This window comes from Vibrio sp. 10N.261.55.C5, from assembly GCF_041470505.1.
Lineage (GTDB): Bacteria > Pseudomonadota > Gammaproteobacteria > Enterobacterales > Vibrionaceae > Vibrio > Vibrio crassostreae_C.
In genome coordinates, this window is sequence record NZ_JBFRMS010000012.1 from 165997 (window position 1) to 186858 (window position 20862).

General features: G+C 42.9%; 19 protein-coding genes and 1 tRNA gene. 3 read left to right on the forward strand and 17 right to left on the reverse strand.

The window, feature by feature from the left end:
* Positions 1–212 precede the first annotated feature (212 nt).
* From AB4263_RS05415 to AB4263_RS05470, 12 genes are all read right to left on the reverse strand, one after another.
* Positions 213–1139 carry a LysR family transcriptional regulator gene (locus tag AB4263_RS05415; protein WP_372097817.1) on the reverse strand — a complete coding sequence of 309 codons (927 nt, stop codon included), beginning with the start codon at positions 1137–1139 and terminating at the stop codon, positions 213–215.
* Positions 1140–1384: 245 nt separating this feature from the next.
* Entirely contained in the window at positions 1385–2362 is a 978-nt protein-coding gene (locus AB4263_RS05420) for a bifunctional oligoribonuclease/PAP phosphatase NrnA (protein WP_017062040.1), read from the reverse strand.
* Positions 2363–2420: 58 nt separating this feature from the next.
* Complete coding sequence (locus AB4263_RS05425) at positions 2421–3227, reverse strand: ETEC_3214 domain-containing protein (protein ID WP_017062041.1); 807 nt, start codon at positions 3225–3227, stop codon at positions 2421–2423.
* A 2-nt stretch (positions 3228–3229) separates the two neighbouring features.
* A complete protein-coding gene (locus tag AB4263_RS05430; RefSeq protein ID WP_017062042.1) occupies positions 3230–3400 on the reverse strand; it encodes a hypothetical protein in 171 nt (56 codons plus the stop codon).
* Between the two features lie 78 nt (positions 3401–3478).
* Entirely contained in the window at positions 3479–4972 is a 1494-nt protein-coding gene (locus tag AB4263_RS05435; protein WP_372097819.1) for a transglycosylase SLT domain-containing protein, read from the reverse strand.
* A gap of 84 nt (positions 4973–5056) precedes the next feature.
* Positions 5057–5668, reverse strand: coding sequence for a lipoprotein (locus AB4263_RS05440; protein WP_017072104.1), 612 nt, complete (start codon positions 5666–5668; stop codon positions 5057–5059).
* A 15-nt stretch (positions 5669–5683) separates the two neighbouring features.
* On the reverse strand, positions 5684–6667 hold the full coding sequence (locus AB4263_RS05445) for a hypothetical protein (protein ID WP_029236521.1): 984 nt from the start codon (positions 6665–6667) through the stop codon (positions 5684–5686).
* Positions 6668–6717: 50 nt separating this feature from the next.
* Positions 6718–7701 (reverse strand): LPP20 family lipoprotein, encoded by a 984-nt coding sequence (locus AB4263_RS05450; RefSeq protein ID WP_017062046.1) that lies wholly within the window; start codon positions 7699–7701, stop codon positions 6718–6720.
* Between the two features lie 762 nt (positions 7702–8463).
* Positions 8464–9249, reverse strand: coding sequence for an HAD-IIB family hydrolase (locus AB4263_RS05455; protein WP_017062047.1), 786 nt, complete (start codon positions 9247–9249; stop codon positions 8464–8466).
* A 35-nt stretch (positions 9250–9284) separates the two neighbouring features.
* Complete coding sequence (locus AB4263_RS05460) at positions 9285–10568, reverse strand: TRAP transporter large permease (RefSeq protein ID WP_372097821.1); 1284 nt, start codon at positions 10566–10568, stop codon at positions 9285–9287.
* 9 nt (positions 10569–10577) lie between these two features.
* Positions 10578–11042 (reverse strand): TRAP transporter small permease, encoded by a 465-nt coding sequence (locus tag AB4263_RS05465; protein ID WP_017062049.1) that lies wholly within the window; start codon positions 11040–11042, stop codon positions 10578–10580.
* Between the two features lie 107 nt (positions 11043–11149).
* A complete protein-coding gene (locus AB4263_RS05470) occupies positions 11150–12163 on the reverse strand; it encodes a C4-dicarboxylate TRAP transporter substrate-binding protein (protein ID WP_017062050.1) in 1014 nt (337 codons plus the stop codon).
* A gap of 273 nt (positions 12164–12436) precedes the next feature.
* Here AB4263_RS05470 and AB4263_RS05475 point away from each other — a divergent pair, with 273 nt between their 5' ends.
* The gene (locus tag AB4263_RS05475) at positions 12437–13141 is read left to right on the forward strand and encodes a glycerophosphodiester phosphodiesterase family protein (protein WP_372097823.1); all 705 of its coding nucleotides are present in this window, start codon (positions 12437–12439) and stop codon (positions 13139–13141) included.
* 9 nt (positions 13142–13150) lie between these two features.
* Complete coding sequence (locus AB4263_RS05480; RefSeq protein WP_052879051.1) at positions 13151–13903, forward strand: DeoR/GlpR family DNA-binding transcription regulator; 753 nt, start codon at positions 13151–13153, stop codon at positions 13901–13903.
* 64 nt (positions 13904–13967) lie between these two features.
* Here the strand turns inward: AB4263_RS05480 and gltS are convergent, their stop codons facing one another.
* From gltS to AB4263_RS05500, 4 genes are all read right to left on the reverse strand, one after another.
* On the reverse strand, positions 13968–15182 hold the full coding sequence (gene gltS / locus AB4263_RS05485; RefSeq protein WP_017062061.1) for a sodium/glutamate symporter: 1215 nt from the start codon (positions 15180–15182) through the stop codon (positions 13968–13970).
* Between the two features lie 254 nt (positions 15183–15436).
* A tRNA-Ser gene (locus AB4263_RS05490) sits at positions 15437–15527 on the reverse strand.
* A gap of 180 nt (positions 15528–15707) precedes the next feature.
* Positions 15708–16157 (reverse strand): L-alanine exporter AlaE, encoded by a 450-nt coding sequence (locus AB4263_RS05495; protein ID WP_017062062.1) that lies wholly within the window; start codon positions 16155–16157, stop codon positions 15708–15710.
* A 248-nt stretch (positions 16158–16405) separates the two neighbouring features.
* Positions 16406–18859 (reverse strand): ATP-binding protein, encoded by a 2454-nt coding sequence (locus tag AB4263_RS05500; RefSeq protein WP_372097826.1) that lies wholly within the window; start codon positions 18857–18859, stop codon positions 16406–16408.
* A 171-nt stretch (positions 18860–19030) separates the two neighbouring features.
* Here AB4263_RS05500 and AB4263_RS05505 point away from each other — a divergent pair, with 171 nt between their 5' ends.
* Complete coding sequence (locus AB4263_RS05505; RefSeq protein WP_017062064.1) at positions 19031–19600, forward strand: UPF0149 family protein; 570 nt, start codon at positions 19031–19033, stop codon at positions 19598–19600.
* Positions 19601–19675: 75 nt separating this feature from the next.
* Here AB4263_RS05505 and AB4263_RS05510 read toward each other — a convergent pair whose 3' ends face one another.
* Positions 19676–20707 (reverse strand): potassium channel family protein, encoded by a 1032-nt coding sequence (locus AB4263_RS05510; RefSeq protein ID WP_017063519.1) that lies wholly within the window; start codon positions 20705–20707, stop codon positions 19676–19678.
* Positions 20708–20862: the final 155 nt, after the last annotated feature.

Consider the following 20862-nt stretch of genomic DNA (forward strand, 5'->3'; position numbering starts at 1 on the left):
GCCCGACAAAGCCAAAACCAGCCGAACACAACTGTCAGTGTAAAACTCGTTTCGTTAATGGTTTGTAACTTATTCCGCACGTGTTGACTTAACAATAGAGAGAGCGTTGACAAAAACTCAATTCGACTTAAAAACGAATTCGGCAGTTTGAAAGTGTGATATTGGCGGTATTTGAAAGCTTAGGTAGGAGTCGCTAAGTAAATCAACTAAGCCTAGATATTGTAAGCGTCATGGCTTAAGAAAGTGGCGTTCTCGAGTAAGAAATCCAACAAGGTTTCGGCTTGTAGCGTAAGTGCACGGCCTTTCAAAGATTGAACCTTAACCGTCGCCTTCGATAGCATCTCCAACTCGGTCGCAACCACTTCAATCTGCCCTGACTTTATTTCATCGATCACAGTGAGCTTAGGCATAAAGGTGACGCCCAACCCTGCTGAAACGAAGTTAGTCAGTGCCGTGACTGAGTTAGTTTGAAGTTTTGGCTGCAAGGTAAGATGGGAAATTTGTTCAGCCTGCTTTACTAGCCTCCCCATACCGGTCGAGTTATCGATCAAGGCGAGAGAAGCGTCTTGAATATCTTGCATTACCACTGGTGCTTCTTTCATCGTAAGGAAGTGCCCCTTCGGAGCAATCAATTCGAGCGGATGGCTGCGTTCAACGTGGGAGTGCAGTTTAGGGTGCGGTGCAGACGCATAGGTTATCGCAAAGTCTATCTGTTGATCTTCCAACATATTGACTGCATCCAATGCCCCAGCGATCTCAATAGAAAGATTGATATCAGGATAACGAGTCATGAAGGTTTGCATCGGTTTAGAGACCAAGTTAGTAATAAATCCTTCTCCAATCGCGATGCTAACATTACCGCCCTTGAGGTTTTTAAGCTTGGTTAGTCGAGCAAGCACTGCCGCCTCTCCACGAACAATGGAGCGATAGTAGTTCAACAGTTCGTTCCCCGCCTCAGTCAGCAGAGATTGGCGGTTGTTGCGCTCCCATACTTTCATTTCCGCTTGCGCTTCTAACTGTGTCAGCATTCGACTCATCGCGGCAGGGTCAACGTTCATCATCTTAGATGCCTTACGTAACGACCCATATTTTGACAACGCATTTAAATACTCAAGAGCACGGATATTAAAGTGGTGCATTCAACTTCCTTGTGATTCGACTAACACTTGATCAAGCGTCTCACAATTTTACTACGAACATATATCCCAATTTATCAAGATTGTAATTGCACTTTCTAACTTGTGCACCGAGTCACTTCAAGACATCACATCAAAGGCTGATATACGTGTTTTAGCTTGCTGTCGATAAAACAAAGGCGACAACTTTCGTCATCACCTTTGAGTTGTTACTTCTTGTAGAGCAACAATCATTTTCACTGATGGACTTAGGCATCAAGTAAAAGGTTCGGTCGAATCAAGTCATAAACACAAGCAAGTTCACTGCTGAATTCAAACTGTTTGTTGATAATGCCGCCAGCCATATGAGGGTGCCCGCCGCCAAAACCAATCCCTTTTTCATTAAGGGCCCTTCTAACTATCTTCGCGACATTGTTTTTTGAACACTCTGAACGGAGAGAGATAAAGGTCTTCTCTCTATTTCTAGCAGTGAGAACAACAATATCGAGCTCATCAACACTCAGCAAGAAATCACCTAACACGCCAAGCATATTTTTAGGGCAACCTTCAGGAAGCACAGCAAATGCTGCGTTTTTTTCACGACGTAAGCTATCGAGCATGGAATAGAAAAGTTTTAATTCATGGAACTCTACTTGATTACGACAAATTTTGTTAACCATATCATTATTGGCCTTCGCTTGAAGATACAACAATGCTTTTAGATCTGCAGTCCCTACCCCTCGGGTAAAGTTTGCGGTATCAAAACTCAGACCAACCAATAGTGCTGTCGCAATATTTTGGGGCATCTGCAGAGAAAAATAACGATAATACTCAACCATTATGGTTGCTGTTGAACCATAGTTTGAACGTATATCGGAATACCATACAAAATCAGGTGCTTTCACTTGATGGTGGTCGATCACTCCGACCTCAAGCCCCGGAAAATCGATGACATTTTTCTCACCAATACAGCCATCAACAACAATAACCTTGTCATCCGGTTGTAGTTTCAAATCTTTTGGCTGATAGATTGGAATATCTAGCCAATCTATTAAGTTCCTGAGTGACACTCGATCTATATAACCATGAAACGTAATATATGGGCGCAACCCTTTGCTTTTTAATAAGTATGCTAAGGCGTATGCGGAAGAAATCGCATCATGGTCAGGAAAGTCATGAGCTTGAATAATGATTCTGTCATCACCCTTAAGCCGTTCTAGAAAGCTTTCGAACTTTAAATTTGCCATAATCCCACTGCTAATAAAGTTCTAGCTTGATCATAAGCTAGAACTGATGCGTTAATGGTTAACTCTTATGAATTAAACGATATTCGGTGTTAGACAAAATAGCTTCTTCTAAAGCCCCCACACCTAACGTACTGTAACCATAGAAATTAGGTTTCGCATTCAAACGTAAAGACTGTACGCTTTCTACAACGTTCTCGTCCATTGTTAAAGCGTCTACCACTTCCGAAAGCAACTTCCTGTTCTCTTGTGACATCGGCGAAATAAACTCACTCGCACCACTGATTGATGAGTACAAGTAGCCAAATTCGCCACCATTATTCTCTTCAATGTAGTAGTTACCTGTTCTTGCAAACGATGCACGGATCTCATTGACACTTTCAATAGAACTAAACGTCTGTGCAAAAAACTCAGAACCACCTGCATGCTCGAATGTTTCTGGAGCAAAGTCTTCATTTGGGAAGACCAGATAAGCGACGATCGCATTATCTCGAGTAATCGCAGAAAGGATGAAGTTGTCGTCCTGGTAGTACTTAATCACATCATCCGTTGTAGCGCGCTTAATATAAACAGGCGCACCAAATGTTTGGTCTAAGGTTTCGGCAGATGAACGAATATAGATTTTGTCCAACTTTCTATGCGATGGAATGTCTGTCATTTGAGAAAGACCAAAATCGAACATCTTTTCTAGCGCGTCAAAGCTGTCATTAAAGCCGCCCAAAGCAATGGAAATAACCGACACTAAGCCGATAGTGCGTGCCATACCGCCCTTCTTCTGCTCTTCCAACAGAGACTCTTGAGTGTCTTGAAGTTCTTGTAACTCTTCCTGTATATCTTTTTGAATATCCTTGTTTTGCTCTTCAGACATTTTTAACCTTTGATCTCGTCGATTTTATCCATTAGCGCATCTGTACCATCTTCAGCCTTCTCTTGAACTCGCTCAAAAGCATCCGTGTCCATGGTGCTTTCAATTTCATCGCTGTAATTAAGACCAAGATAAATGCCGATACCGATAAATACTAAAGCGAAAATTTTAAACATTGCTACTCTCAATTCATTAACTGGTAATCCAAGTACATGCCAATGACATGTACTTGTTTGTTTTGCTTAACTAATTTATTACTTATACAAAGCGATACGACTGTTTACTTTCTTCAAGTAATTTTTGGTTTCGTCGTACGGCAGATTAACCACTAGCTGATCATAGACTTGTTGAGGCGTCAGCTGGTTGATAATCTTCGATGCTTTGCCAATACTGGTGGAGCGATCTTTATTGAACGCTCTAGCCACATTACCCGCACCAGTGTTATATGCGGCAATGACACAGTACAAACGGCTTTCGTCATTCTTTATCTTGCGAAGATACTTACTGTTTAGGATGTCTAAATAGGCCGTACCTGTTTCTACGTTGATAACTGGTTGATACAGATCCGCCACTTTCATTGGCGCGTCGATATTACGGACTTGTTTGTTAACGTCATGACCCGCACTGGTTGGTACCACTTGCATCAAACCAAACGCAGGCACGTGTGATTTCGCATCCGGACGGAACGCCGATTCCGAGTGCATGATTGCCATAATCAGTGCAGCATCAACTTCCCAGTTTTTACTCTCGTTTTCAGCCAACGCACTGTACTTGCTCGCGCGCGCTTTTAAGCTGTTCTCAGGAAGCTTAACTTTGTAACTGATCACTTTTTTCGGCTTAGCCGGGGCCGCCGCAACGTCAACGGCTGGCTTAGGCTTTACCACTTGTGGCTGTGGTGCTTTTTCGACGACTTTTTCCACAACTTTTGGCGGCTGCTTTTCTGTTGGCACAGGCTCTAGCTTGGCAACCTCTTTTGATACTTCAACCTTTTCAGCTGGCTTTACGATCTCAACTTCTGGCTCTGGTCGTTTAACCTCAATACCATGTTTGGCACGCATTTCGTCATACAGCTTGGTTTGCGCCGCAATACGTTCCTGAGCTTTTGCCAGTAGTGCCATTTTCTTGTTATGAGCACGCTGGTAAATGAAAGAGTCTGGAATACCAGTATCAGATAAAATCAATCGCTCGGCTTGCACATCCAACTCATTCATCTGGCTTTGCGTCTGCTGGATAACGAAGTTTTTCTCTTCTTGCTCTTTCTCCAAAGAGTAAAGCACCGCGTGGTCTTCTGCTTTTAGCTCCGCTAGCTCAACGTTTTGACCAGCAACCTCAACCGGAATGTTTTTAACAAGCGCTTTGATCTCTTCTGGGCTGCTATCTTCATCCACCAATACAGATACTGTTGCAGTATTGGTTTCGTAATCGACTGAAGTTTTCACCTGATCGTCTTGAGAGTAATCCACCTGCTTGGTTTGAGATGAAACCTCACCCTCACCCCATGTCTTGATTAGATCGGTTCTTCGCTCATCGAGGTTGTTAGTATATTCATCACGCCAAGCTTCGTACTCATCCAGATAAGCATTAACGTAAGCATGAAACTCTTTGATCTTGTCTTCTTGAGACTGGCTTGCTTTGGCAACAGCATTGTTTAGCTGCTGCTTTTGTTCTTCTGACACAGCAAATGCCTGAGAACTAATAGCTGCCGAAATAACTGCAGCTAACACGGTCTTATTGATCATTTTGTACATAGTTCACTCCCAGAGTGTATAGAGACAAAAGGCCACTCAACTGGCGGCCTTTTTCACTAATACTAATCGCGGTTCCGTTCGCGGTTATTTTTTCAATGCGTCGAACGCCGCCGCAAGGTCTGCTGCCGCTTTCTCATTGTTGAATTGGTCCCACAAAGCAGAATCTTCACCACCAACTTCATCAATTACTTTGTTCATATTCGCATCGTATGCAGCTTGGTCCATACCGACTAGAACGTACAGGCCACCCGTTGGGCTTGCTTGGCTTACGATAATGCGGCTGTTAGTAAGCGTTTTATTCACGACTGTCTTAGTGATGTTCTCGAATGTCTCTTGAACATCTTCAGTCACTAGCGTTACACCCTCTGCTGCCGATGTAGAAATCACACCTTCAGTAGCCGCTTGGAATAGGTTGCTCACGTCAGTTTCAAACTCAGCTGCAAGGTTTACACGAGCATCATTGACTGCAACTTTTCGCATAACGCTCATACCAGCTGCACTCTTCTTGGAGTAGCCTTTTGCCGCTGCAGCGATATCGCTTGGTATCACGTCACAAATCCAACCAGGCGCAGATACGGTAGGTGCATCTGGGAAAGTACATGGAGCGAAGTTTTGCGCTTCCTTAACCGTCGCGTTGTTGCTCTGACAGCCAGCTAGAACTGCTACTAGTGAAGTTGCAATAAGTAGTTTTTTCATTTTTTAATTACCTGACTATTTAAGCGTGCATTCTATATCTGCCCAGTGACAGCCTTCTGGCACCATTTTGCCTAAAGAGCCTTTTTGAACTTTAAGAGCTGTTTCTTCGTCAATCGACACCCAAGAATAATTTGGTGTCACTGCGTTGTGTTCATTGTTTACAACATGGCCGGTACCAATAGGGAATATTTCCGTATCGCCTTCCATTGACTTCATTGCTTTTGAAAACAATACCTCAGCCCCTGGTGTGACCTTTTTATTCTTACCCATATTTAACTTCACCATGCTGCCGTGTTGGCACTGACGAAGCTCGGATACATGAGCACTTGCTGCCAACATTTGCTTTAAGTCATAGGTATGTTCAACCGCTTCCATAGCCGCTTTGCTAGCTAGGCTTTGATATTGTCCAATTGTGATTGGACAATCAGAACTGCGCTCTTCTACTGTAATTTGCTCATCACCTTCCATTTCAAAGCGTTTAAGCAATGTCATACTTGGGACTGAAACCACTTTCGTGACTGCTTTAACATCAACCTCGAATCTACATTCAGCTGGGTAATATTTCACTTCACCATCATCCTTAGTTTTCTTACGAGCTTCTTTGTACTTGTAAGTAAGGTCTGATGCCGTTATTTCAGTAATGATTGCAATATCTGCTACCGACGCTCCTTTGGTGTTGTATCGGCCACTTTGCTCGGCGAACATTAGCTCTTTCTTAAGCTTATTAGCTAAAGTACGATCGACCAATTCTGCACCGGAGCTGGAAATCTGACTTTCAAGCTCATTTCGCATTGAAGAAATCAGCTTTGTTCGCGCTTCATCTTGAAAAGAAATATCTGGCGAAAGTACGATAACTTTAACGTCTTCTGTTGATGGGATAGTTACGTCAGCTTGCTCAATTTCGACGCGAGTATCAGGTGTGCAAACCTCTACAGGCGTACTCGAACAACCAGTCAAGATAGTAAGTACCGCACTAGCCATTAACGTTTTCTTTAACATATATTCTCTCCCGAATATGTTTATTTTATTTTTCTAGGACTAGAGGTTCGCTATTTAATTAAGCCCAGCGCAGTCCAAATCCCTTTCTCTTTTATTTGCTCATCAAAGTGGCGAGCAGCCCCTTCGTCGGCATATTTGTAGCTAGTTACAGAATTTCCTGTAGAGATAATTTCACTACGTGACACTGTTTTAGATTTCTTATTTATAATTTTGACATTAGAGACCAAGGTTGAAATATACGCGTCTCCGACTTTGTTTCTTCGACGCTCAGAATCCACTTTCAACACATGAGTTTGGTTTTTGTTCTTTGAAGTTGAGGTCGCGATATTGAACTCTGATAACTGGTTCCCCAGCAGTTCAATTGCTTTTCTTGACTCTCTATCTGAAGAGAGACGGATGTTAATTTGGCTGCTTAGTTTTTGGTGTGTAATAGTCAGCAGTTCGATTGCGCTGATGTCAGCTTTATAACTAGGCTTCAGAGATGAAAGCATTGCGATACGCACAGAAGCATCGTGTTCAGTTTGATATACACTGCGATTGTCTAACCACCAAAGTAATTTATCTTCGTGAGAAAGCGCATCAAGTTCGATTTGAGATTTACGGTTTAGATCTTTTATTTCGCGAATCAACTGTTGAGTCACGAGTGACTTTTTCACTCTTACTTCGACAAACGCACCAAGATCATTCTCTTCCATTTGTACATATTCGATACCATTTAAGGTCAAGGATTCAGTCTTAGTATTAACTTTGTTATCAACTAGACTATTTGAAAAACCCTTACCATTGGTTTCTCGAACGGTGTCTCTCATGTAAAAAGACGACTCGACTTGAGTCCATAACTTTTCGTTGATGTTGTTTACAGCAATTTTTTTAGCATGAGACAGAGTTAGCGCTTGAGAAACTGCATAAATGTACTCGTCACTGTCTACTTTAGGCTTTAGATACCATTCAGGTTTTGTAGATTGACAGCCAGAAAGAACAAGCAACGCGAATAGCGCTATGAAAAAGCGAACTATTTTTTTATTTGAAGACATTTGGAACCAACATCGAAAAAGTTTGTCGCAATCTTATATCCTCAAAATTAAACATTCAAACGACCAAATTTATAGTTTGATTCATTTTTGAGCCAAATATATTTATTTTCTATTGATCTCACACATCAAATTCATACAAAACCTCCGTTAATTAACAAAAAAGACAATACAAAGCCTTGATTTTTAGGCAATTAATGTAAATTATAAATTACACAATAACTCTTTATTTTCCATTGATAAAAACGTGAACAAAGTCTTGAAAAAACCGAATTTCGGTTCAAAAAATACACATAACTTTGATTAAAAAAGTGATATTCATTCAATAAAAGTGAGATACTGATCTCAATGACAAATTTGATATTAACAGCAGATTTTAGTCTCTACCCTAAATAAAGATACCAGACAGACACTCGAAAAAATGAAATTCCGTTAATCACAAAAATGTTAATAAATCACTATCGCGCGGGATTTACAGAAATGAGCTGTCTATTTCTCATGCCAATACTGATAAAAATGAAAATAAGGTCTAATTAAATGGATATCAGAAATATAGGCCATTAGCGGATAAATAAAGATGGGAAGTAGATCTTGTGGGAAGATAAATTATTTTTAGTTTCTATTTAAATCGAACCAAGAAACCAAATAAAACACCAACAGACAATGAATCCTTATTAAAAATAACCTTCATAGACAGAAAGTACAGATACCACCTTAAGGGTAGTTTCACTTTTATCTATGAAGGGTTTGAGCATGTCTTTCTGACTATTTTAGCGCGAGTAACTTGTCCGTAAACTCGGCAAAACCATATCCGCCAGGTTGAGTCATCACAACGACTGGATGGTGTTCAAGGCGTTGCCAATAGTGCTGAATGTTAGATACCCCAACGCTATTTGATAAGGCTTCAAACATATATTGGTCGTTCATCGAGTCACCGACATAGCAACTACGCTCAAGTATCTCTTGGTCAGATAACCCCTTCTCTTTAAGAAAAGCGGTCGATGTCGCTTTCTTAGAGTGCTCACCATACCAAGCATTGATGTGAATAGAGCTTGCTGTCGCATGTGCACCTAACGCGTGAATCTTAGAGACTATCTCTTCGATAATGGCATCGTCGACTTTAGGACGGTTTTGACCGATATCGATTGCCACCTCACACAGGCGGTAAGACTGATCCAGCGTTAAACTGAGCTCTGGGTAATCGCCCAAAATAGCCAATACTTGTTCTTTCAGCTTACTCTGATTGGCACTGACTTCTGGCAAAGGGATATCAGAGCGCAATGTCAGATAACCGTTTTTCTTTTCCATAATGAACGCGCCGTTCTCGCCGAGAACCGCATCAACAGGCCACAACTGAGCAATGTGATCACACCACCCTGCACATGCGCCCGTTACCGCAACTACTTTTTTCCCTGAATCACGTAGCTTGCTTAACGCAATCAAGGTTTCAGGAGGCAATTGACCTTGCCACGTTAAGGTGTCATCCACATCGGTTAACACCCAATCTATCTTTTTCCAATTTTGGTTCAATTCATTCGATACCGAATTCATTTCTACACCTCTAAACAATCAATCACTAAACAGTGTTAAAGCAAATTCGGTAAAAACATCACTAAGCTTTCAGAGAAAGTCAGCAACATCAGAACCGTAAGTAGTGCTAGCAACAACGGAGCCACTTCTCTTACGAAGTCGACAATACGAACTTTTAAAATCGAGCAAACCGTAAACATCATCGAACCAAATGGCGGAGTCACACCACCAATCATGATATTCACAATCACAATAATGCCGAAGTGAACCGGGTTAACGCCTAGGTTAAGCACAGCTGGCAATAGTAATGGCGTGAGTATGATCATCGCAGCACCGCCTTCGATGAACATGCCAACCACTAACAGCAGTACGTTAATCAACAACAGCAAGACGAGCTTGTTGTCGGTAAGTTCAATCAACGCAGACGCAACATTGTGTGGGATCTGCTCTAGCGTCATGTAGTAACCAAAGACCATGGCACCGATAATGATGAACATGACACTACTGGTGCCTTGCACTGTTTCACGCATGATCAGCGGGATATGGCGGAAGCCCAGTTGACGATAGACAAAGATGCCAATAATCGCGCAGAGTAATACAGCAATCGCACCCGCTTCAGTAGGCGTGAACAAGCCAAAACGCATGCCTAAAATAATGCCAAATGGGATCAACAGTGCCGGAATCGCTTTCAGGAAATAATGAAAGCGCTCTTTGGCAGAAGCTGGCTCAGAACGCGACGGTTTGTAACGACGTTTGCGAGCGATGAACGCGATCGTCACCATCAGCGACAGCGCCATCAAAAATGCCGGAACGTAACCCGCAATAAACATTTGATGGACCGACACATTCGCTAATAAAGCAAAGATGATTAGGTTGATACCCGGTGGAATCACAGGGCTGATACTTGATGAAGCAGCTGTTACAGCGGCCGTGAATGGTAAGTCGTAACCACGCTTGGTCATCTCAGGAGCAAGAATCTTAGACTGCATCGCCGCATCCGCATTGGCAGATCCAGAGATACCGCCCATCAGAGTACTCAATGCTACATTCACTTGAGCAAGGCCACCGGTTTTGTGACCAATCATAGAATCAGCAAAGGCAAGTAAGCTCTTACTGATCCCCGCATAGTTCATCACCGAACCCACCATGATAAAGAACGGAATAGCCAACAACGGAAAAGACTCAGCAGAGCTAATAAAGCGCTGCATAATCAAGCTCACCGGAATAGAGTCATTGATAAAAAGAAAGTAAACCATCGCCGATGCAATCAGAGAAAACGCGATGGGGATGTTCAAAAGAAATAGAACAAACAGAATAAGGATTGGAAGATAGCTTTCCATGAATCGTACCTACTTAGAAGAGCGCTTTAGAGAAGCGACATCGTTCGCAATAAATCGAACGGTGTGGATCGCCATCAATGAGAAACAAAGCAACAACACGCCATTGATAACAAAATATGATACGCCCATGACTGGCGTTACCTTGTTAGATAACATGAGATATTGATAACTCAGAACTGCCATTAAGAGGTTCAGAGCCAGTAGGAAAACGGAAACACATAGCCTAAATGGGATTTTTGCTTTTTCTGGCAACATGGCAACCACCACGTCCACACCCATGTGAAGCTTGTGTTTGTAACAGGAGCTAATCCCTAAGTAGACAGCCCAAATGAAGCAAATAACCGACAACTCTTCGCTCCACGGGACAACAAAGCCAAATCCATAACGCAGGACGACGTTAACGATAACAACCAAAACGGTGATCGATATAGCGATAGAAGCGAGGATTTCTTCAATATTTTTCAATAAAAACAAAAGACTTCTCCAGCGAAATACCGAATACAACGTGGGTATTTCAGGAATAAAACGGCCTAAGAATAGTTAGGCCGTAATCATTAACTAATTAATTGACGTATGCAGGATTACTGTGCAGCTCGGATCGTTTCTAGCTCTTTCATGATCGTCGCGTGTATACCTTCACTCCAGCTTGGGAACTGGTTGTACACATCTGCCGTCAACTGGTTGAACTCTTCAGAATTCACTTCATTGAAGGTAACGCCTAGCTCTTCAAGTTTCTGAGTGTATTCAACATCCAATTTAACTAGCTCAGCAGTGTTAGATTCAGCGCCAGCCTCTAGCTCTTCGTTGATGATCTGTTGTTGCTCTGGCGTAAATTTGTCCCAAAGCGTTGGTGAAATGTAGATACCCACTGTGCCAAGGAAGTGCTTAGTCAAAGACATGTTCTTAGCCACTTCGTAGATCTTGGTTGAGTACATTGTCAGGATAGAACCTTCAAGACCGTCAACAACGCCTTGTTGAACACCTGCATAGGTCTCAGGGAATGGAAGAGAAGCTGGAGCTGCGCCCATTGCTGAAAGTGTGCTAATGAACAGCTGACTTTGTGGAACACGAATACGCATGCCTTTCATGTCATCAGAGTTAACGATCTCTTTATTGGTGATCATGTGGCGGAATCCAAACATGTAGTCTGCATTCAATACTTTGATGCCTTTCTCTTCCGCTTTAGTCTTAAGGCCAGCGACGAAATCAGTGTCCATCATCGCTAAGTATTCATTGTAGGTGTTGTACAGCATTGGACCTGCAAGTGCAGCAAAGTCAGGCACGTAATCACCTAGATAAGTCAAATCCTCTACGGCAATCCAGTTGGCACCGTTAACCACTTGTTCCAAGTTATCTTTGTAAACAGGCAATTGGCCACCAGGGAAAACTTTAATGTTTACCGAGCCATCGGTTCTTTCTCGAATTTTGTCGGTCGCTTTGATTAGCTCTTGTGTAAGCAGCTCATTTTGAGTGAACACAAGGCTCATGTTGATATTGATCGGCTCGTCTTTAGCTTCAGAACCAGCCTTGTCAGCTTCACCACAACCAACAAGCAGCGTTGCCGCCATAATTACTGTACCTAATAGCTTTTTCATTTTTTATCACCTTTATGTGGCTATCGTTTTCTAAATATAGAGGGGGTTATTAAGTTTTCGTAGAGTATGTGAGTGAATTATTACATTCATATGAACATTAATATTACCGACTTGAACATTGTGAGTATAAGGTCTCACTATTGTATAAACTCTGTACAACACCTTTTAGCTAGCTCTCATTTAAAATAAGTAGATATAGCGGATAGATAATAAATCTGTAATAAAGTAGAGCTACTGTTTCCTGAATTTTCAAATGAACATCGAGATTGAATTATGATCACAGGCCACCGCGGTGCCGCGTCTTTAGCACCTGAAAATACGTTAGTGAGTATTGAACAAGCAGCGAAAGCTGGTGCTAAATGGATTGAAATTGATACCCAGTTGAGCGCTGATGGCATCCCTATGCTTTTTCATGACAAGACAGTCAATCGTTGTACTAACGGAACGGGCAATATTGCAGACTTAGATTTAACTGCACTCAAGGCTCTAGATGCTGGCAGTTGGTTTGGTAGCGAGTTCGCGGGGACAACTATTCCTACGTTGAGTGAAGCGCTCGACAAGTGTCTAGAGCTCGATGTGACTTTGAACCTTGAGATCAAAATTTACGACGATAAGGCTATCCAACCTTTAGTTGAGAAAGTCGCGGCACTGATTGAACAAAAGCAGTTCCCTACTGAAAAGCTACTCATCTCAAGCTTCAAAAAGGAGGCACTAAGCCTTTGCCAGCAAATAATGCCAGAGGTTAAAAGAGGCTTTATCTGCGAAGTGTGGAACGATTTCAGCCTAGAATCCCTTCAATCACTTGATCTTTACAGCATTCATATCGATCACCGCATTCTTGATGAGAAAATAGCAAAAGCAATCAAAGCTTCAGGCGCGGTTCTGAAAATATGGACACTGAACGATCCTCAATTGGCGGCTAAATATTTCAACCTTGGTGTCGATAACATCATCACCGACGTACCAAACCAATTTTAGTGAGCTTCTATGGAACTGAACCATCGTCAGAAAGAAATACTCGCAACGCTTAAGGCTAATCAAGATATACAGATCGACCACTTAGCCGAGCTTTTTTCTGTTACCACTCAAACCATTCGTCGTGATGTAAACCACCTGTGCGAGCAAGGCCTAGCACGAAGAGTGCACGGAGGCGTTAGCTTACCCACAACGCTCACCAACACGAGCTACCGATTCCGTGCTGGTGTTGAGTCAGAGACAAAGGACAGTATTGCGATGGCGGTTGCCGACGCGATACCTGAAGGTTCAACCGTCATGATGGGCATTGGTACGACCGTCACTCGAATTGCGCAGTATTTGTTGGCAAAGCCCGCGTTACGAGTGATCACCAATAACCTACAAGTGGCCCGTATCTTAGAAGCAAACGAGCAAATTGAAGTGTATTTGGCCGGTGGTTTGTTCAGACGAGAACACCAAGACATGGTGGGCAGTAGCGTGGTCCACTTCTTTTCCGATTTTGAAGCTGACATTGGCATCTGTGGGTGTGGCTCAGTAACAGACAGTCATTTCGCTATGGAACATGAGCAAGTTGAGGCTGACCTATCCAAATCAATCATAAAGAACAGCCGTGAAAGCTGGCTTGTCGCGGATGCCAGTAAATGGGGACGCTTTGCCGCTCTAAAGGTAGCGTCACTGAATGACTTTGACCGCATATACACCAATAGCAGCCAATTACCTTCGGAGCTAAACATACACTTAGTAGAAGAGAATGCTCATACTTGAATACAACAAAGCCTAGCATCACAGCTAGGCTTTTTTTGCTTAAGACAATTGCTCTTAATTAGCGCTACAGACCAACAAAGAAACTGATCACTAGCGCATTAATCAAATCAACAAAGAAACCACACACTAATGGCACCACAATGAACGCTTGTGGGCTTGCGCCATAGCGGTGAGTTACTGCGGTCATGTTCACAATTGCTGTTGCGGTCGAGCCTAGAGTGATACCACCGAAGCCTGAACATATCACCACAGAATCGTAGTTTCTTCCCATCAAGTAATAAACGACAAACACAGTAAACAACAGGGAAAGCAAGATCTGGATACTCATGACAACAGAGATATAGCCAAACAGTCCATCGAGATCCCAGATACGCAACCCCATCAATGCCATGGTCAAGAACATGCCTAAACAAATATCAGAGATCATCGCTAAGCCTTTGCGGCCTTGAGCGATTTTCTCTTGTGTACGACGTTTCTTAAACAGTGCGCGACCAACGTTTCCGATTAGGATACCTGCGATCAAACAGCTAACGAATAACGGCAGTTTTAGGCCCATCGAGTCGATAACTTCACTCAAGCTGTAACCCAGCATTAGTGTTAAGTTAAGAATCAACCACGCCCACAGAACGCCGTAGTGGCTAAGCTCTGTTTTTGTTTCACTCTCTTGGAATGCACCAACCGTAACCTCTTCTTCATTAGAAGGGCTTACTTTGTGTTTATTGAGCAGGTAGTTCGCAATCGGACCACCAATCACACACGCTGCAATTAAACCAACCGTGTTTGAAGCGACACCAAGTTCGAGCGCGTTAGCAATACCAAACTCTTCCACAAACATTGGCGCCCAAGCTAACGTTGTGCCTACGCCGCCTATCAAGCTAACAGACCCAGATAGCAAGCCTGCTTTCGCATCCATTCCAAAGCCAGAAGCGACTGCCATTCCGACTACGTTTTGCAACACGATAAAAATGGCAGCAAGACACAGTAGGATGAACAACGGTCGCCCGCCTTTAATCAGTGTTTTAATATCCGCTTGGAGCCCGATGCCAGCAAAAAAGTAGAGAAGTAAAAAGTCTCTGACATCTAGGCTAAAAGTGATTTGGATTTCAAAAATATAGTAAAGCGCCGCTACGGTCGCTGCGCAGACAAAGCCACCAATCACAGGCTCTGGCAGTGAATACTTTCTTAATACTTCAGATCGCTCGATCAAACCTTTACCGATAAACAGTAATGAAATCGCGATCGTAAAAGAGAGCATTGGAGAAACTAGGGTTTCTGTCATGAGGCTATGGATTCCTAATAGTTAGATTATTCATAATATTGCGTACTATTAATAATCTAGGTTCACGCCAAAAAATCAAGCGATTATCTATGATAAAAACACCTAATATGGTTAATTCTGCGACGGTATTAATAGAGATTATAACTATAAAGCAATGATTAAAGGAACGGATATTAGGGAGGTATACAGATGAGGTGGGATATAGAGGCTCTAAAACGAGAAAACCCCAGCATTTCTGCTAGGGTTTTGAATAGTGGTGGAAGGATGGGGATTTGAACCCCAGATACGCTATAAACGTATACTCGCTTTCCAGGCGAGCGCCTTAAGCCACTCAGCCATCCTTCCACAAATTGTGTGTTGAGCATGTCACTCAACGAGGCGCTACTTTATTGATTCTGCTTGCTTTGGTCAAGGGGCATTCTCAAAAAAAGTGCCTTTTTCGGTTTGTTCGATTACAAATTAACTCATTAGATCAAAAACAAACCAAATTTCATTCTTTCGCTGCACTTACGCTTGTTGCTTTTCTTAAGCTTGTTGATAGTAGCCAGGAACTCGAAACCATTTACGACACATATCGAGGAAGTAGCCGTAAAGTACGCCCATACCGCACGAGATAACTGCATTACTGGTGACAGCCGTAACGATCTGGTCGCCTGAAGCACCCACTGCCAACAAAATACCCGCATACACTGGAGACTGGAATAACACGTATGCCATCAAATCAGACAAGTTTTTCATCAATGAGCTTTCTGAAAGTTTTGCACCATTGCGTAAGAACCAATCACGAAAAACGCCATAAGGCCAAGCGATAGCAATGTTTACAGGAATAGATAACGTTCGAGAAGCAAGAGATTGCTCAAACGTCATACCAGAAATAAACACTTCTACGATCATGCCAGAAATAAAACAGAAAACGACCATAGCAAATGTATCCGCAGCTGCGTTTCGAATACAAAATGGACCACGAGACTTCATTGACGACAAACCTAAAATATATCACTGCTTAATTAGTGATTTAGTAACATATAAACAAGGCACATTTGCACCTCACCAGATAATGTCGCTATTAAATCACAAGATTAGTAGTCATACACTCCAAATTAAAAATCAAGTTGTAAATTAACAACCAAAAACCACTTTAAAAGCAGTCACTTTCACCAAAAAATCCAACCAAGGTCAAATATTGGACAGTTCGTCATTTACTAACCGTAATTAAACAACATTTAAGCCATAGGTAGATTTACAGTAATGATATTAATGACATCTTGTGTAGGTGGTGATCCTAAAGCAACCTGCTCTAACGCTTTATCGACTTGTTCAGTAAGTTCCGCGTTGTTCATAGCTTCAACGTGGACACGTAGGCTCTCTAGTGCAAATTGAATCAGTTCTAGGTTGTTGTCTTCTAGCGCCACATACAACGTCACTAACAGCTCTTCAGTGTTATCTTTGTTGCGAAGATCAGGTTTAGGCAGTGACTCGCTTTTACTTTTCGAATCGTGTGGTTTTACGTCTTGGCTTTCGAGCTCATCCGCTTTTACTTCATGGTATTGATAAAGCTTATTTGAATAGCGGAACAAGGCATCATCCAGTTCACGCTCGTCAATCGGCTTAGCAATAATATAATCCACACCTGCCCCCAACATACGCTCACGAGTCTCTTTAAAGACATCAGCCGTACAACCAAACACCAATACCGATGACACATCGCCTATCAAAGCACGAATAGCAGTGGTTGATTCAACGCCATCCATCACAGGCATATGGTTATCCATGAGCACCAAATCAAAGCGCTCAGCAACCACGGCTTGTATCGCAAGTTCACCGTTTTCGACGCTCTTACAGGTAAAGCCTTTACTGCTCATGAAGGCTTCAATGATCACCGTATTCGTTCGGTTGTCCTCGACGATCAGTACCTTTAAGCCAGAGTAGTCCAACTTCTTATGTGGCAAACTCTCGATTTCTCCTGGCTGACATGGCTGAATCTTCAAGCGAACATCAAAACTCGTGCCTATCCCTTCTTCACTGGTGACGGTAATACTGCCATCCATCAACTGGGCAATTTTCTTCACAATCGCGAGGCCAAGGCCAGTACCGCCAAAACGCCTTGTGGTCGAAGACTCCGCTTGTTCAAACGGTTTAAAAATACGCTTCTGAGCTTCTTTAGAAATACCAATTCCGGTATCACGAACTCGAATGCTCAGATAGGTGTCACTCCCCTCTACAACTTCTTTCAGGTACACCTCAACAAAGCCTCTGGAGGTGAACTTCACCGCGTTGTTCAATAGATTAAACAAAATTTGGCGAAGGCGAGCTTTATCTGAGAAGTACCAACGACCCGAAGTCACCTCAGAGTACACGTTGAATTGAAGCCCTTTCTCGGAAGACAATGTGTAGTAAACACTGTTAATACTGCCGATGATCGAATCAAGCGGGAAACGCGTTTCATCAAGATCCAACCTGCCCTGCTCGATCTTCGAGAAGTCTAAGATCTCGTTGAGTAGAGTCATCATATGATCGCCGGACTCATACAAGCTCTTAAGATGCTTCTCTTGTTCAGAATTTAGAGGCGTTTTTAATAGGATTTGAGCGGTACCCAATACCCCATTCATCGGAGTGCGAATTTCATGTGACAAGGTCGCAAGGAAAGCGGTTTTTGCATTGGTGGATGCCTGAGCTTTAACCTTTTCCGCTTCGAGATAAATGGTCTTTTCGTTGAAGGTTTTAATCAAATGGCCGATTTCGTCATCACTCGAGTAATCCACATCAATGATTTCGCCGGCTTTCGAACTATCAACCTGTGCTGCAATCCTTGTGATTGGACTAATCAAATAACGGTTCAATAAGTAATACCCCGCCATGACACAAAGTAGCAATAGCGGAACAATACCGCCTTCAATGCTCATCACCTGACGAAACACTTCGTCTTCTACTCGTGATTTGGAGTTCACCACATCCACTTGCCAGCCGAAATCACCAAATTGATTGCTACTGATGTAAATGCCTTCAACGAGATTAAAGTTATGCGAAACCAACACTTGGTTAAGCTTATCTCTGAGCGTAATGCCAAGGTTGTATTCTTCGGCGTGGTTCTTGATAAAACCAAGCAGCTCTTCGAGCGAGAGATCCACCGTGGCAACACCGGCAAAAGTACCGTCGTAATAATAAGGGGAAGACGCCGTAATCATTCGAACGTGTGTGTATGGATCGATATACACATCGCTCCAAGAGATCGTGCCTTGTTTTTGGTTGACGACAGAGGTGTACCAATACTCTTCTTGATAAGGGGCATTTTGGGGGTTGTTGTAAGAATATATCTGGTCGATTATTCCATCGTCGGCTTTATTAAAAAAGTAACTGTTGAGAAGCTTTTTAGAATCAAGCGCATAAGGTTCGGGCCAAATACCGGCACTGACAATCGTATCGTCGCTCGCCGCCAACATGGACTTAAAGAGCGGAATAACATCATCACCGTTACGATGCGCTTGAGCAAACCCAACGAGACTGTCTACGAAGCCTCGAGAACTACTGAGTGGCTCTGTAATCAATGCGGATAACAGTTGCGTACGCAAGTCGAGGTTTTGTTGTAATTTGGCGCGCACAGGGGATTCTACGACGTAATACGTCACACTACCGACAATGGCAATAAACATCGCAAGGTATAATCCAAGCGCTACCATGCTTTTTTTCTTTAAAGACGACCGTATCTGCATAATTCTTTTATTGTTTTCTTTTCTGTTAAACCTAGTGTTTATCATCCATGACATCAAGCCTTTTTAGATTGAAGCTTGATTGGCACAAGTTCATTGGTACTATAAGCGCAAATATGTTCCCTTTTACGGTACCTCACTTTGACTTTACAAGATATTCTTGCGCTTCCAGAGTTGGAAGGAAAGCTAATCACAGAACACAAAACAATGGGCTTTGTCACTGCAATGGCAGCGGCACCGAATGTGTTAACCCCGCATGAGTGGCTACCGTTCTTATGGGGTGGCGAAGAAGTCGCACCTTTTACGGATGGTGAACAGCTAGAAAGCTACATTGAAGTTATCATCGAGCTTTGGAATAAAACCCGCCCAGAACTGATTGAAGGGACTTGGGTTTGGCCTGAAGCTTGTCAATTAGACGACGAAGAAGTGGTGAACACTGCCGCTCGTGATTTTTGTGAAGGCTTGCTTCAAGGCTGGCAGATTGCTCGCGACGATTGGGAAACACTAATGCCTGAAGAGAGCGAAGATAACGCACTCGTTGGCGGTGTCCTGCTGTCACTGAGCATGCTTTACGATCCAGAAACGTCAATTGCTACGCTTGCAGAGCAAGGCATCGAAGGCCTAGAGCAGTTCGAAGAGATCTTTAACGCTGTTCCTGTGATGCTTTGCGGACTAACGCAGCGTGGCATTGCACTGGCTGAAGCTCAATAACAGTTAGCTTTATACAAGCCAAAAGGCCTCATTATGAGGCCTTTTTTAGTTTTCAGACGAAATAAAATAGTCGCTTTAGAAGCCTTTCCAATCGAAGTCATCAATTCGCTCATCAGCAATATAAAACAGCTTAGTGCCACTGCTGACCACTTGATCTAACTCTGGGTTGAGTTCAATACCGCTCCCCGTATCAATGGCGATCAGAGTTGCTTGATACTTCTCTTTAAACACTGAGAAAATAGGCGCGACGGTGACAGACTCAGCGTCTTCAGGGAAATACGTTGAATACTGTGTCATGCCTCTTGTTGAGCTCAATAATTCTTGGTGAAGCGCACTGGAACCTGGGTCTACCGCAGCCTTTGCTAGCATCTCAGCACCCACCGCTGGAATACATTCTGAGTTAGGGCAATGCTTGTGTAACAAATCGCTCAGCGCTTCATCTTTAAAGTAAACAAGAAGGTGCGCTTTAGGGTTTCGGTTGGCACAGTAAAGCGCCGCAGATAACGTAATGTCGTCTTCTGGGTTATCAATCAGGATGCAACTTGCAGACTCAATGCCCGTTTTCTCCATCTCTTTGCCATCGGTGTAGCTGTTTACTTTGACGAAATTGATTTCACCGGGTAACGGGTTCTCGATATCTGAACGCGTACATAGCACGATTGGTCGTTTACCCGTTTCTTCGTGTTGTAGCATGCGGATGAGATGAATGGTTCTTTGCTCATTCCACCCCAACATCAAAATGTGGTTGTCCACTCTAACTCTCCTTTTTCCTAGCAAGCCCGCTCGCCAATATTCAACACCTTCTGTCGCCACTTTACCGAGCAACGCGGCAAAAAGGCTCAACCCGCCTGGAATCACAAATAGAATAACGATCCACTGCCCCGCTACCGTGGTCGGTGATAAATCACCATAACCAACCGTAGAAGCCGTCACCACCAAGTAGTAAGCGAATACGGTAACCGAACTGGTTAAATCTGTTTCACCCGCCAAATACAGCATCGACCACGATAAAGCGATGTAGCCAAGAAAAGTGAACAGTAAGTTTTTGCCATTCAAAACAAAGATGTTTGCTTTGATCCAGCGTTTGAGTTGTAACCAGATTATCATTCGAGCCTCTAATCTTTTCCTCTTACTTACATGCTAGAAAAAATACGCGATATCAACAAGATGTATCATCAGAAAAAGATACATGACCACAAGATTGATATTGGCGGCCTATACGCAGATACAAAAAAACCAGCACTATTGGCTGGTTTTTTTAT